A 14,634-nucleotide genomic window follows, 5' to 3' on the forward strand; every position below is an offset into this window, starting at 1 on the left:
GGCGCGGCTGGTTAAGAGAATGCGCTAGGAAGCGCGGCGTAGCTGGGTTTCGAGGTTGGCAATGCGCTGAAGCATGTCGGCGCTGGTCGTTTCGAGCGTTACCAGCCGGGTTTCCTGCCCGGTATTTTCTTCGGTGAGATGGCCCGCCTGGTCAAAAGTGGCTTGCAGGCGGCGATTGGTGGTGCGCGCTTCGGTTTTCAGGTCCCGTACTTCATCGGTGAGCGTGTCCACGCGTCCGGTGAGCGTGTCCAGGCGGTCGGCGAGCGTATCCACGTGGTCGGTGAGCGTATCCACGTGGTCGGTGAGCGTATCCACGTGGTCGGTGAGCGTGTCCACGCGTCCGGTGAGCGTGTCCAGGCGGTCGGCGAGGATGTCGGTTTTCTTGTCAAATTTATCTTCCAGGCGCACGAAGCCGTTCAGCATGGTTTCGTTAAGCTGCGTGAAGCGGCGCTCGAACGTTTCGCCCAGCCGGTCGGTGGCCTTAATCTGGTCGGCAATCAGAACTAGCAGTTCGTTGGCTTGGTCGTTGGTCATGGCCACAGGGAGGGGGTAGGAAAGCCAAAGTTACGACCGGCGGGCCGGTGCCGGAAGCCGTAGCTTTACCCACCAAATTGCCCTGCCCACCGTGCCCCGCCCTACCCCCCTGCGCCTGCTAGTGCTCACGTATTACTGGCCGCCTTCGGGCGGGGCGGGCGTGCAGCGCTGCCTGAAATGGGTGAAATACCTGCCCGGCCTGGGCGTGGAGCCCACCGTGGTGACCGTGGACGCCGACCAGGCGACCTACCCGGTGCGTGACGAAAGCCTGCTGCGCGAAGTGCCGCCGGGCGTGCGCGTCATTCGCACGGCCACGCTGGAGCCGTTTGGCTCGTACCAAAAGCTGACGGGCCGGGCCGTGCCGCACGGCGGCTTTGCCAACGAGGGCGCGCCGACGCTGACCCAAAAAGCCCTGCGCTTCGTGCGGGGCAATTTGTTTATCCCGGACCCGCGCCGGGGCTGGAATGCCTACGCCCTGGCGGCCGTGGATAAGCTGCTGGCGCAGGGCGAGCAGTTTGACGCGGTGCTGACTTCCTCGCCGCCGCACTCGACGCAACTCATTGGTTTAGAATTGCAACGCAAGCACGGCCTGCGCTGGCTAGCCGACCTGCGCGACCCCTGGACGGATATTTATTACGCCAAAGACCTGCACCGCACGCCCGCCGCCGCCTGGCTCGACGCGCGCTACGAAAGCCAGGTGCTGCGCGCCGCCGACGCCGTGCTGGTGACCTCGCCCGAAACCGAGCGGCTGTTCCGGCGCAAACTGCCCGACCTGGCCAAAGGTAAAATCGTGGTGCTGCCTAATGGCTACGATGAGGCTGATTTTCAGGGCGATTCCCTACCCCCCCCCGACTGCCTGCGCCTGACGCACACGGGCACCATCACGGCGGGCTACCGCATCGAAAACCTGCTGCGGGCGGTGGCCGACTGCGCGGCCGCCTACCCCCTAGTGCCGTGGCGGCTGCGCTTCGTGGGGCAGGTCGATGCGGGCGTGGGCGCGCAGGTGGCGGCGGCCGGGCTAGTCGGGGCCACCGAGTTTATGCCCTTTGTGCCGCACCAGGAATCGGTCGATTTTCTGCTGCAAAGCAGTGCGTTGCTGATGGCTATCCCGGACGTGGCCTTAAATAAAGGCATTCTGCCGGGGAAGGTTTTTGAATACCTGGCGGCGCGCAAACCCATTCTGTGCGTGGGGCCGGCCGGCTCCGATGCCGACAAGATTTTGCGGGAAGCGGACGCCGGGCAAGCGCTGCCCTACGATGACTACGCCCTGATGCGCCGCACCCTGGACGCGCTGGCCGAGCGCTGGCAGCAAAATTCGAACCTCGACCTGCCCCCTACCCCCCTCGTGGCGCGCTATTCGCGGCAGGCGCAGGCGGCGCGGCTGGCCGAGCTGGTGCGCGCCGCCCGGCGGGGGTAGGACCGCGCCAACGCGGCGGGGCGTATTTTTGTGGTTTCAACCCGATAGTAGTTTCATGGCCCTCGACCTCAACGGCAAGTCTTTGCTCATCACCGGCGGCACCGGCTCGTTTGGTAAGCAGTTTGTACGCACCATTTTCAAGCTCTACCCGGAGGTGCGGCGGCTGATTGTGTTTTCGCGCGATGAGCTGAAGCAATACGAGATGAGCCAGGAGTTTCCGCACAGTAAGTACCCGGCCATCCGGTTTTTTATCGGTGACGTGCGCGACTCACAGCGCCTGCAACGGGCCTGCGAAGGCGTGGATATCATCGTTCATGCCGCCGCCCTCAAGCAGGTGCCCGCCGCCGAGTATAACCCGATGGAGTGCATCAAAACCAACATTTTCGGGGCCGAAAACGTGATAAATGCCGCCCTCGACTGCGGCGTGAAAGACGTGGTGGCGCTGAGCACCGACAAGGCCGCCGCGCCCATTAACCTCTACGGTGCTACCAAGCTTTGCTCGGATAAGCTCTTCGTGGCGGCTAATAACATGAAGGGTAGCAGAGACTTGCGCCTGTCGGTGGTGCGCTACGGCAACGTGATTGGCTCGCGCGGGTCGGTGGTACCGTTCTTTCTGCAGCAGCGGCACACGGGCGTGCTGCCCATCACGCACCCCGACATGACGCGCTTCAACATCTCGCTCGAAGAGGGCGTGGATTTGGTGCTGTATGCGCTGGAACACTCGTGGGGCGGCGAGATTTTCGTGCCCAAAATCCCGTCGTATAAGATTACGGAGGTGGCCCGTGCCATCGGCCCCGACTGCGAGCAGCGCATCGTGGGCATCCGGCCGGGCGAGAAGCTGCACGAGGAGATGATAACGCAGACCGACGCGCTAAGCACCGTGGAGCTGGACCGCTACTACGTCATTCTGCCCACCACGTCGCCGGGCTGGAAAGAAGCCGATTTTATCCAGCATTTCAACGCCAAGCGCGTGCCCGAGAACTTCCACTACGACTCGGCCAACAACAGTGAGTGGCTGAGCGCCGAGCAGATTCGGGAGGAAATCCGGCTGCACGTGGACGCTGCTTTTGAGGAGTAGCCCTCCCATTTTTTTCTCGTCTTTACGCCACTTTTGAGCTTGGAAACCGCGCCTACCCCCCTACTGCCCTATGGCCGCCAGCACGTTACGGACGAGGATGTGGCGGCGGTTGTCGCCACGCTCCGCTCCGATTTCTTGACCCAAGGGCCGCGCGTGGCGGAGTTTGAGGAGAAATTCGCGGCCTACGTGGGAGCGAAATACGCCGTGGCGGTGAGTAACGGCACGGCCGCGCTGCACCTGTGCGCGCTGGCCCTGGATGTGCGGCCGGGGAAGCGCGTGATTACGAGTCCCATCACCTTCGCGGCCTCGGCCAATTGCGTGCGCTACTGCGGCGGCGAAGTGCATTTCGCCGACATCGACCCGACTACGGGGCTCCTTGATTTACATGCGGTTAGAAATTTGCTCGAAGCTCACCCGAAAAGGTATTTCGCTGGCCTTATTCCGGTCGATTTTGCCGGGCTGGCCGTGGATATGGCGGCCGCGCGGGCGCTGGCTGACGAGTTTGGCCTCTGGCTGATTGAGGATGCCTGCCACGCGCCGGGCGGTTATTTTATTGACCAGCAAGGCGATAAATACCACTGCGGCAGCGGGCAGCTGGCCGAGCTGGCCATTTTCAGCTTTCACCCCGTCAAGCACATTGCCACTGGCGAGGGCGGCATGATTACCACCAACGACGAGGCGCTTTATCACCGCCTGCGCCGGCTGCGCACCCACGGCATCGAGCGCGAGGCAACGGGCTTGTTGCGCCAGGACGAGGGCGGCTGGTACATGGAAATGCAGGAGCTGGGCTACAATTACCGCATCTCGGACATTCTGTGCGCGCTGGGCATCAGCCAGTTGGCGCGCGCCGAAGCGGGCCTGGCGCGCCGCCGGCAGCTGGCCGCGCAGTACGATGCCGCCTTCGCGGCCATGCCCGGCGTGGCGGTGCTGGCACCCGGCCGCGAGGGCCACGCTTATCATTTGTACGTGATTCAGGTGGCCAACCGGCGCGGCTTGTACGAGTTTTTGCGCACCAAAAATATCCTGGCGCAGGTACACTACGTGCCCGTGCATCGGATGCCGTACTACGAAAATCTGGGCTGGAAATTCGGCGATTTTCCGCACGCTGAGGCTTATTATGCCCGCTGCCTCAGCCTGCCACTCTATCCTATTCTTACTGACGAGGAGCAGGCTTACGTAGTTGACTGCGTGCGCGATTTTCTGGCCCACAACCCAACCTAAAATAATTAAAAATGATAAATTAAAAATCTGTCTGTCTAATTTTTAATTTCTTTAGGACTTACGCAAATCGTCTGTCATTGCGAGCAAAGCGAAGCAGTCGCACCCGAACGATACTCGCGCCAGTCGTTCTGGGGCGATTGCTTCGCTTTGCTCGCAATGACAAACGTCTTTTGCGTAAGTCCTGTTATCATTTTTAATTATTTTTCAAAAAGGTGTTCTGCCTTAAATACGGCCATATCTCCAACTCGGTGAATCCTGCCCCTACCCCCCCCGAAACGGCGGACCTGGCCCGGCGGCTGGTGCTGGGCACCGCGCAGTTTGGCTTGGCCTACGGCATTAATAACACGGCCGGCCAGCCTACCCCCGCCGCCGTGGCCGAAGTGCTGGCCGCCGCCCGCGCCGCTGGCCTCACCCTGCTCGACACCGCCGCCGCCTACGGCAACAGCGAAGCGCGGCTGGGTGAGTTTGATGAAGAAATTGCTGATTTTCAGATTATTACTAAAATAAGTGCCGGGCCGCCCATGCTGGTAGCGCAGCACCTGGCCGAGTCGCTGGCCCGGCTGCGGCGAACGCGGCTGTATGGGATGCTGTTTCACGCCTTTGGGCCGTTGCAGGCCGAGCCGGCAGCCTGGGCGGCGCTGCAAGCGGCGCGGGCCGCCGGGCAGGTGGCGCGCATTGGGGTGTCGCTGTATCACCCGCACGAGGCCGAGTGGCTGCTGGCGCAAGGCTGGGATATTGACCTGGTGCAGGTGCCGTATAATGTGCTCGACCAGCGCTTTGCGGCGGTGCTGCCCCGGCTGGCGGCGCGGGGCGTGGAGGTGCATGTGCGGTCGGCATTTTTGCAGGGCTTGCTGCTGCGCGAGCCAGCATCCCTACCCCCCCTCTTTGGGTCGTTGGTGCCCAAGCTAACGCGGCTGCGGGCGCTGGCGGCCGGGGCGGGCGTGCCGCTGCCGGCCGCGCTGCTGCTGTTCGCGGCCTACGCGCCGGGCGTGGCGCGGGCGGTTATCGGCGTCGATTCAGCTGCGAATCTGCGCGAAAATCTGGCTGCCTCGGCTTACGTTCGCGCCGCCGAAGCGCTGCGCCCGGCCCTCACAGCGCTGGCCGAAACCACCGACACTTTTATCCTGCCCTACACATGGCCGCCGCGCCCCTGACCGACACTTTTTACCACACGATGTTTGACCTCACGGGCCAGACGGTGCTGCTCACGGGCGGCTACGGGCACCTGGGGCGCGCCGTCGCGGCGGGCTTGCTGGCCCACGGCGCGCGGGTGGTGGTGCTGGGCCGCAGCGCCGACTCGTTCACCAAAGCGTTTGGGGAAGGGGTAGCCAACCTGCATTTCGTGTGCTGCGATGTGTCGGAAACGGCCTCCGTGCAGGCGGCTTTCCGCCAGAGCTTCGACCAGTATGGGCCGCCCGGCGTGCTTATCAACAATGCGTTTTATAGCCGGGGCCAGCAGCCCGATGCGCTGCCCGACGCCGATTTCGCGCTGGGTCTCGACGGCTCGGTGGGCACCGCTTACCGCTGCCTGCGCGAGGTGCTACCCTACTTCCGGCAGGCGGGCGGCGGCAAAATCATCAACGTGGCCTCCATGTACGGCGTAGTGGCCCCCGATTTCGGGGCCTACGCCGACGCGCCGCAGTTCCTGAACCCGCCGCACTACGGCGCGGGCAAAGCGGCCATAATTCAGCTAACCAAGTACTTCGCTTCGTATTTAGGTCCCGAGAATATTCAGGTTAACTGCGTGTCGCCGGGCGCGTTTCCCTCCGATAAGGTGCGCGAAAACGCGGGCTTCGAAGGCGAGCTGCAACGGCGCATTCCGTTGGGCCGAGTGGGCGAGCCGCAGGATTTGGCGGGCGCGTTCGTATTCCTCAGCTCAAAAGCCGCGAATTTCGTGACGGGCCACAACCTGGTCGTGGACGGCGGCTGGACCATTCGCTAACTAACTATGCTCCCTGAAACCCCGCGCGTGCTCGCGCTCATCCAGGCGCGGCTGGGCTCGTCGCGGCTGCCGGGCAAGTCGCGGCTGCCCCTACCCCTCGCCGCCGCGCCCGAGGCGCACACGCTGCTGGGCCACGTGGTAGGCCGGGCCCGGCGGGCTACTTCGGTGCAGGAAATCATGGTTGCCACCTCCAGCGAAGCGATGGATGATGAGCTGGCCGCGTTGGCCGCCCGGCTGGGGGTAGGCGTGTTTCGAGGGTCGGAAAACGACGTGCTGGGCCGCTTCGCGGGCGCGCTGGCGCAGACCGGGCCGGCCTGGGCGGTGGTGCGCCTCACGGCGGATAATCCGGCCATTGACCCGGCATTTATCGATGCGGCCGTGGCGCACCACCTGGCCACCGGGGCCGACTACACGCACACCACCGGCCTGCCGCTGGGCACTAATGTAGAAGTACTTAGCGCCGCCGCCCTGCGCCGCGCCCACGCCGGGGCCACGCAGCCCGACGAGCGTGAGCACGTGACGCCCTACCTGCGCCGCCACCCCGAATTATTCCGGCTCGAAACCCTGGCGCTGGTCGTGCCGCCCGCCGTAGCCGGGCTGCGCCTCACCATCGACTATCCCAGCGACTACGCCCTGCTGAGCCTGCTTTTTACGGAGCTGGGGGCCGATTTTTCGCTCACCGACCCAGCCGGGTTACCCGCGCTGCTGGCCCGCTACCCCTGGCTGGCGGCCGTGAACGCGGCCAACGTGCAGCGGTAGCTCAGCTGCCGCGCATCACCTCCACCCAGCCCTGGTAGCGTTCGCCGGTGCTGGCGTTGCTGAGCCGGTAGTAGTAGATGCCGGCCGCCTGGCCAGCTGCATTCCACCCATTGTCGTAGCGGGCCTGGTCATACACCTGCCGGCCCCAGCGGTCGAAAATACTCAGGTGCCAATCGGCTGGCGTTAAGCCCTTCAGCGTAAAAAATTCGTTTTGCGAGTCGCCGTTGGGGGTGATGATGTTGGGAATGAGCACCGGGCAGCTGGCCGCCGCCGCCATCCGCGTGGCCGTGGCCGCGCAGCTGCTGGCCGAAGCTCTTACCTGCACCGCATACTGCCCCGGCCCGTGGGCCACGTAGGTGGGCGCGGTAGAGCCATCCTGCCAGCGGAAGAGGGTGCCAGCCGGCTGCGGGTTGGTGCGCAGCGTCCACACCGCGTTGGCGCACACCAGCGTATCGCCCCCCAGGCTCACCTGCGGCAACGGAGCCACCGTTACGGCCTGAGTCACGGTAAGGGGCGTGGCCAGCCCCGGATACGACACCGCCAGCGTTACCTGGTAGGTCCCCGCCTGGCTATACACGTGCGTCGGCGTGAAGCCAGTAGCCGTGTTGGCACTGCCCGAAGCCGGGTCGCCGAAGTTCCAGGAGGCAGTGGCGGTGGGAAGCACGGGAGTAGTGGTGCCGGCAAAGCTAACGGCAGAATTCGCGCAGCTGGCAGTGCTGGTGAAAGCGGCGGTAATAATTGGGGCGGCAAATGCATTCGGCATATTGGGCAACCCATTTTGGTCTATTTTGCCTCCAAGCAACACTGCGTTAGCCTGGTAGCCACAGGCTGTACCTAATGCGTTAGGATTCGAAATAACATCGAGGTAATTACTGGTGTAAGCCGCTATGTAGATACGGTCGTCGGGTCCCCGTTGCAGGCTGCCAAATCGAAATTTACCCGTACCAACTACTGTGGCTGAAGCCCGTATGGCCGCCGCCGACCCCGCTTGCAAGTTATATTGAACTACCTGCCCATCCAAAATCAAGGAAACATATAGCCGCGAATTATCCGGCGAAAACTCTACTCCGTAGTTATAGTAGCTTGCTTGCAGCGGCATATAATTTGACACCTGCCCCGTGGCATTATCAAAGTCGTAGAGTTCGGTTAAATCATCGCGCTTGGCCAGGGCCAGGTGCTTGCCATCGGGCGACACCTTCATGCAGCCTATCGCATTGCCATCACCGAAGAAGCTACCCCCACCTTGATGAATGGAGCCAACAGCACTGGTTATCGGAGCCGCGGCTATGCCCGTGGGTGAAAGCAAAAAGCTATAGAATGCGTTTGACTGCCAGCCATGCACCACTATCCAATAATCGCGCCCATTGGCGTGGCGCACGGCCGCCATTTTTTCCGTCACCCTACCCCCTACCGCAGGCGTTGGCAGTATAATTCCTTTCGTAGTAGTAACGTCACCTAACCCACCGCGCAACGCAAAATCCAGCACGGAGTAGCGCAATCCGCCCACCAGGTTGTTATCAATGGCATCCTGACAAAAAAGATATACCTTGGTCAGGCTCCCAGGCATAGGCAGCAAGATGGAGCTTTGCGAAGTTGAGTTATGGCCGCCCAGGCCGCTGGCCCCGTTGGGCATAATCTGGTGCTGACTATCCCAGACAGCCTCCCCATTAGAATACGCCAATAGCTGGCCGTTGGGGTCCGACAAAGTGGCGCAGCCCTCATAGCTTACCATCGCGCCATTGGTAAGGGCCACCGGACCGGTAGCGTTGAAGCGCACGGCCGCATGGTCGCCGAAGTACCAATTTTGTGCCTGGCCCTGGGCTCGGCTGACGCTGGGCGCTACGCAAGCAAGCCAGCCTAGCAACATCATGGTAACCTGAAAGTAGGCGTTCTTCATAGATATAAAATAAGCTGCTCACTCACGGCAGCTCAGCAAAATTACGCTGCTACCATCCTTCGTTTTACAATTTTGTGTCTGTTAATTTTTCTCGTAACTTTTCATCTTTCAGTACGATTTCAACGGGAATAATATTCTACCCTACTTTCGCGCCTGGTGTCAGTTTTTAATTCTTTATTTCCTGGTAGCCGCGTAGTGTTTAGGGCTGATGGCAATCCGGCTACCGGTCTGGGCCACGTGGTGCGCTGCCAGGCGCTAGCGCAGGCGTTGTCGCCGGCGGTTGAGAAGATTTTTGTGCTGCGAGACCCCGCGCCGGCACTACAACAGCAGTTAGCAGAAGCGGAATTGGCCGTGCAGCTAGTGCCGCCAGCCATTTCGGCCGGCTTGCCCGAGGCTGGCTGGCTGGCTGGCTGGCTGCGCCCCAACGATATGGTGGTGCTCGATGGCTACCACTTCTCGCCCGCCTACCAACGCCTACTGGCCGCGACGGGGGCGGCTCTGGTTTGCCTGGATGATTTAATTACGCCGCCCAATTGGGCTTCGGTAGTGCTCAACCAAGCGGGGGGGGTAGGGCCGGCCGCCTACGACCGGGTGCCGCTAGCCTGCCTTTGTCTGGGGCCGGCTTACGCGCTGCTGCGCCCGGCTTTTTGGCAACGCGCGCCAGCCCAGTCCACTACCTCGCCGCCGCGCCTGTTTCTTAACATGGGTGGGGCCGACCCTACTGACCAAACGCTGGCGCTGCTGCCACGCCTGCGGGAGCAATTTCCGACCCACCACCTGGAGGTTGTGACGGGCGCGGCCTACCCCCACCAAGCTACGCTGCAAGCCGCGGCCCATACTTGCGGGCCGCTGATATCCCTGTATCAAAATCTGGCTGCCAGCGAGTTAGCTGCCTTGCTGCGGACCTGCCAAGTATTCGTTTGCCCACCCAGCGGCGTGGCCTACGAGTGCTGCGCGGCGGGCGGCGCGGTGCTGCTGCACCCGACGGCTGACAATCAGCGGGCGCTGTTCGACTTTTTAGTGCGGGGCGAAATAGCCCTACCCCTGGCCGAAGGCCTGACGCTGCCCGAATCCGAGTTGGCCGCGCTGGCTGCCCGCCAACTGCCCCGGCAGCGCGCCTTGTTTGATGGTTTGGCCAGCCAGCGGCTGCAAGAAGTTTTCACCGAACTCGCAGTTCGTCAGCGCTATACCGTGCGTCGGGCCACCGCTGCCGATGCAACGCGTTACTTCGAGTGGGCTAATGACCCGGCGGTGCGCCGGCACGCCATTAACCCGGAGCCCATTAGCTGGCCTACCCACATGGCGTGGTTTGGCCGGCGGCTGCAAGATGCTGGCACTTACTTGTATATACTAACTGATGCGGCTGGCGAACCAGTGGGCCAAGTTCGAATTGAGTTTGAGGCACCTGGCCAGCCCGGCCTTATCGACTATTCGGTAGCCGCGGCTTATCGGGGTCAGGGCTTAGGCGGCGTGCTGTTGGCGCGGGCCTTGCAACGGCTGCGCCACGAGCGACCGGCGCTGGCGGGTGGGGCCGTGGTAGGCCAGGTGCAGGCCGGCAACGGGGCCTCAGCGCGGGTGTTTGAGCGGCTGCGGTTTATGCGGCAGGCGGCCGTTACTTTGCACGGGAAAGTATACGACGTATTTCAGCTCGACTTTCCGCTTGATTTTTAACCAGCTAGTATGCAAGAAATTACGTTGGGAGGCCATCGCATCGGGGCCGGCCAGCCGCCATTTATTATTGCGGAGATGTCGGGCAACCACGGCCAGTCGCTGGAACGCGCCCTGGCCATCGTGGATGCGGCGGCCGATGCGGGCTGCCAGGGCCTGAAAATCCAAACCAGCACTCCCGATATGCTGACGCTCGACAGCCGGGAGCCGGATTTTGTGGTGCGCGGCGCCAATCAGGATTGGGAAGGCCATTCGCTCTACGAGCTGTATACCACTAACTTTACGCCCTTCGAGTGGCACGCCGCCATCTTTGCCCGCGCCCAGGAGCGCGGCATGGTGGGCTTCAGCTCGCCATTTGGCATCGAGGCCATTGAGTTTTTGGAAAGCGTGGGCTGCCCGGCCTACAAAATCGCGTCGTTTGAGAATAACTGGCCCGAACTTATTCGGCGGGCGGCCCAAACGGGTAAGCCCATTATCATCTCAACCGGCATGGCCAATTTGGCCGATTTGGAGCGCATGGTCAGCATCGTGCGGGCCGAAGGCAACGAGCAGCTAGTGTTGCTGAAATGCACCAGCACTTACCCCGCCGAGCCCCACAACACCAACTTGCGCACCATTCCGCACCTGCGCGAATTATTCGGCTGCCAGGTGGGCCTCTCCGACCATACGCTGGGCACTGGCGTGGGCGTGGCCGCTACCGTGCTCGGGGCCACTGTTATTGAGAAGCACCTGACCCTAAGCCGCGCTGATGGTGGCCCCGACGCCTCCTTTTCGCTGGAGCCCGCCGAAATGGCCCGCCTCGTGCAGGAGTGCCGCCAGGCGCATCAAGCACTTGGCGACGTATTCTACGGCCCTACCCCCGCCGAGCGCAAGTCGCTGGCTTTTCGGCGCTCTATTTATGTGGTGCGGGAGGTGGCCGAGGGGGAAGTGCTCACCCCTGATAACGTGCGGGTTATCCGGCCGGGCCACGGCCTACCCCCCCATTTACTGCCGCAGGTGCTGGGCCGCCCCGCCCGGCGCGCCCTACGCCGGGGCACCGCCCTGGGCTGGGATATGCTCTAAGAGCCGCACTCGTTGTAGCGCTTAGCCTGCTCAGCGGCTGCCAAATGCTCTAAATTTGTGCCACCTACCCCACTTTAAGCTATCGTACTGCATGCAGATTCACCGCTTTGAAAATGGCAGCTATATCATTGCTAAACACCTCGAACTGGGCCACAACGTCCAGGTTGGCCCACATACCACAATCCGGGCCACGGAATGCGTTATCGGCGATGATGTAACGATTGGTGCCCATAATACCTTTTTGGTAGGGCAGCGCCTCGAAATTGGCGCGCTCACCACCATTGGCAGTCACAATACGCTGACGGCCCGCACCATCAAGCTCGGCGAGTACGTGTTCTGGGACTCGCACGTGACGGTAGGGCACGGGGGTAAATTCAGCCCCGATGCCCATCTTACTGTAGGCTCCTACTCGATGATTTGCGCACGTATTACCCTCAACACCAACCATCGCATTGATATTGGCGAGCACGTGGGCATTGGCGAAGACGTGGCGGTGTGGACTCACGGCTCGTTTCTGCCCATTCTGGATGGCTTTCCGGCTGACTTTGGCCCCGTCAGCATCGGGCACCACGTGTGGCTGCCGGCGCGCTCTACGGTATTGCCCAATCGCCGCATCGGCAACAACGTAGTTATTGGCACTAATACGCTTATCAACAAAGACTTACCCGATGGCTGCCTGGCCGGTGGTATCCCGGTTAAGGTCTTGAAAGAAAACGTGTATCCCAGCTTGGACCCGACCCGTAACGTAGCGCTGATGCAGCAGGTGCTGCACGACTACGGTGAGCTGGCCGCTTACAAAAACCTGCACACCGAACTTCATTACGAGGAAGATAAACACATTATCCGGTGCAATGAGGTGATTTTCAACCTGGTGACGATGAAAACCTACGGCACCTTTACCCGCACAGAAGAAGATTTTCGGGATTACTTGCGGCGGCGGGGCATCAAATTCTTCACCGGCAAACCGTTCTCGTCGGTATTACCCGAGGAATATCGCCTCTTGCTTTATTCGCCTGATGACCTGCCTTAGCCTTGATAGCCAACGCGTTCTGGTGGTAGTGGCCCACCCCGACGATGAGCTGCTGGGCCTGGGAGCCAGTATTCACCGCCTAGTGCAGCGCCACGGCTGCGAGGCGCGGGCGGTTATTCTGGGCGAGGGCCTCACCTCGCGCTCCACCACCCGCGATACCGAGCGCTGGGCGGCCGACCTGGCTACTCACCGCGCCAACATCGGGCGGGCGGCGGCGGCCATTGGCTATGCTTCCACGGGCATCTACGACTTTGCCGACAACCGCTTCGATTCGGTAGATTTGCTGGATATTATCAAAGTGGTGGAGCAGGAGAAGGAATCCTTTCAGCCCACGCTCATTTTTACGCACCACGGCGGCGACACCAACATTGACCACCGCCGCACCTTCGAAGCCGTAGTGACGGCCTGCCGCCCGCTGCCTGGCGAACCCATGCGCACTATTCTGGCCTGCGAAACGCCCTCTTCTACCGAGTGGCAGGCGGCCAGCTACCCGCAGCCTTTTCTACCCAATTTCTTTCTAGCGGTAACGGAAGAAGACGTAGCGGCCAAAATCGCGGGCATGGAGGCTTATGAGTTTGAAAAGCGGCCCTACCCCCATCCGCGCTCGCCGGAGGCCCTGCGCCTATTGGCCCAGCGCTGGGGCGTAGTCACGGGTCAGTCGCTGGCAGAAGCCTTTATGCTGGTTCGGCACATTGGATAGCCCGGCCGCTACTACTCGCCTGGCAACTGACCAACCAGCCGGTTATCTCACCCGTTTGCGGGATATTTTATACGTTCGCTTCACTGACCATTTTGCCAATTTTCCGGCAGCACTGTTAGAAACCATCTCGCCGGCTAGCCCGCTCAGGCGACTGGAGCGGGTGGCTGGCTACGCGGTGCTGCGGCTGGTGGGCAATGTGTTTCAGCCCATCCGCAATCCCGACCAGCTGGCCGGCAAAACATGGCTCTACGTGGTGAGCGCCAATAATTATGAGGCGCTGCGTTTTATTGCCGAGGCGCGGCCCGACGCGGTGCTGGTGGCGGGCCAGGGCAAGAATATCGGGCGCTACGGGGGGGTAGTAAACCGGCTCTCACTGCGGCGCAAAATCCTGTACTACGGGCAGTACCTGGCGGCGCTGCGGGGCCTGCGGCAACTGGTGGGCGGCCGGGCGACGCGGTTTTTCGACCTGGTTTTCTACGCTATTGGCTACTACGAGGTGTACCGGCGGGCCTTGCGGCACTACCGGCCGCGGGCGGTGGTGTTTGCTAACGACCACAACGACGACGCCCGCGCCCTGCTGCTGGCCTGCCGCGCCGAGGGCGTGCCCACGGCTTACGTGCAGCACGCCAGCGTGAGCACCAATTTCCCGCCCCTGGGCTTTGATTTGAGCCTGCTCGAAGGCCAGGATGCGCTGGACAAATACCAGCAGTGCGGCCCCGTGCGCGGCCATGTGGCGCTGGTGGGGATGCCCAAGGCCGACGCTTTTCTGAGCCAGCGCAACACCGCGCCGCAGGTGCGCCGCGTGGCCGTGGCCTGCAACCTACTCGACGAGCTGCCCGCCGTGGCCGACACGCTAACCTACTTGCTGCGCGAGCTGCCGGAGCTGACCTTCACGCTGCGCCCGCACCCCGGCGACCGGCGCGATTTCAGCGCGTTGCGCCAGGCCCTACCCCCCCTGCACTGGTCAGACCCGCAGCAGGAAAACGTGTTTGAGTTTCTGCAAACCCACGATGCATTGGTGGCCGCCGACACCAGCACTCACCTCGAAGCCACGTTGCTCAACGTGGCCAGCGTGTACTACCGCTTCTCGCCGAGCCCCACCCTGGCCGACTACTACGGCTACGCCGCCCACGGCCTCAGCGAGTGGGCGCACGACTACGCCGAACTGGCCGCCGCCCTCGCCCGCCTGGCCCGGCACAAGCCCCTCGACCTCTACCGCCGCGCGGCCTACTACAACGCCAGCCTCGGCACGCCCGACGAGGGCCACAGCCGGGCGCTGGCCCTGCGCCGCCTGGGCGAGTGGTTGGTGGCCGATAGGACGTAAAT

The 14,634-nt window shown here is 62.4% G+C and carries 13 protein-coding genes; 11 read left to right on the forward strand and 2 right to left on the reverse strand.

The genetic code is table 11. From position 1 onward, the window contains the following. Positions 1–24: 24 nt before the first annotated feature. Positions 25–534 carry a hypothetical protein gene (locus A0257_05560; protein AMR26624.1) on the reverse strand — a complete coding sequence of 170 codons (510 nt, stop codon included), beginning with the start codon at positions 532–534 and terminating at the stop codon, positions 25–27. Positions 535–694: 160 nt separating this feature from the next. Here A0257_05560 and A0257_05565 point away from each other — a divergent pair, with 160 nt between their 5' ends. The 6 genes from A0257_05565 to A0257_05590 all read left to right on the forward strand — a co-directional run bounded on the left by A0257_05565 (position 695) and on the right by A0257_05590 (position 6,951). Further along, on the forward strand, positions 695–1,951 hold the full coding sequence (locus A0257_05565; protein AMR29635.1) for a hypothetical protein: 1,257 nt from the start codon (positions 695–697) through the stop codon (positions 1,949–1,951). A 55-nt stretch (positions 1,952–2,006) separates the two neighbouring features. Next, the gene (locus tag A0257_05570) at positions 2,007–3,029 is read left to right on the forward strand and encodes a UDP-N-acetylglucosamine 4,6-dehydratase (inverting) (protein AMR26625.1); all 1,023 of its coding nucleotides are present in this window, start codon (positions 2,007–2,009) and stop codon (positions 3,027–3,029) included. Positions 3,030–3,068: 39 nt separating this feature from the next. Then, a complete protein-coding gene (locus tag A0257_05575) occupies positions 3,069–4,250 on the forward strand; it encodes a UDP-4-amino-4,6-dideoxy-N-acetyl-beta-L-altrosamine transaminase (GenBank protein ID AMR29636.1) in 1,182 nt (393 codons plus the stop codon). Between the two features lie 212 nt (positions 4,251–4,462). Beyond that, complete coding sequence (locus A0257_05580) at positions 4,463–5,404, forward strand: hypothetical protein (protein AMR26626.1); 942 nt, start codon at positions 4,463–4,465, stop codon at positions 5,402–5,404. A gap of 20 nt (positions 5,405–5,424) precedes the next feature. Continuing rightward, positions 5,425–6,192, forward strand: coding sequence for a gluconate 5-dehydrogenase (locus A0257_05585; protein ID AMR29637.1), 768 nt, complete (start codon positions 5,425–5,427; stop codon positions 6,190–6,192). A gap of 6 nt (positions 6,193–6,198) precedes the next feature. Next, the gene (locus A0257_05590; GenBank protein AMR26627.1) at positions 6,199–6,951 is read left to right on the forward strand and encodes a hypothetical protein; all 753 of its coding nucleotides are present in this window, start codon (positions 6,199–6,201) and stop codon (positions 6,949–6,951) included. A gap of 1 nt (position 6,952) precedes the next feature. Here A0257_05590 and A0257_05595 read toward each other — a convergent pair whose 3' ends face one another. Beyond that, on the reverse strand, positions 6,953–8,848 hold the full coding sequence (locus tag A0257_05595; protein AMR26628.1) for a hypothetical protein: 1,896 nt from the start codon (positions 8,846–8,848) through the stop codon (positions 6,953–6,955). A gap of 195 nt (positions 8,849–9,043) precedes the next feature. On the opposite strand from A0257_05595, the gene A0257_05600 reads away from it, so the two are divergent. The 5 genes from A0257_05600 (at position 9,044) to A0257_05620 (ending at position 14,632) form a co-directional block, all read left to right on the forward strand. After that, a complete protein-coding gene (locus A0257_05600; protein AMR26629.1) occupies positions 9,044–10,519 on the forward strand; it encodes a hypothetical protein in 1,476 nt (491 codons plus the stop codon). Positions 10,520–10,528: 9 nt separating this feature from the next. Next, positions 10,529–11,578, forward strand: coding sequence for a pseudaminic acid synthase (locus A0257_05605; GenBank protein ID AMR26630.1), 1,050 nt, complete (start codon positions 10,529–10,531; stop codon positions 11,576–11,578). A 91-nt stretch (positions 11,579–11,669) separates the two neighbouring features. Next, positions 11,670–12,608 (forward strand): hypothetical protein, encoded by a 939-nt coding sequence (locus tag A0257_05610; protein ID AMR26631.1) that lies wholly within the window; start codon positions 11,670–11,672, stop codon positions 12,606–12,608. Beyond that, entirely contained in the window at positions 12,595–13,308 is a 714-nt protein-coding gene (locus A0257_05615; protein AMR26632.1) for a hypothetical protein, read from the forward strand. The genes A0257_05610 and A0257_05615 overlap by 14 nt, the downstream gene beginning before the upstream one ends. A 55-nt stretch (positions 13,309–13,363) precedes the next feature. Continuing rightward, entirely contained in the window at positions 13,364–14,632 is a 1,269-nt protein-coding gene (locus A0257_05620; protein ID AMR26633.1) for a hypothetical protein, read from the forward strand. Positions 14,633–14,634: the final 2 nt, after the last annotated feature.

The organism is Hymenobacter psoromatis (assembly GCA_001596155.1).
GTDB lineage: Bacteria > Bacteroidota > Bacteroidia > Cytophagales > Hymenobacteraceae > Hymenobacter.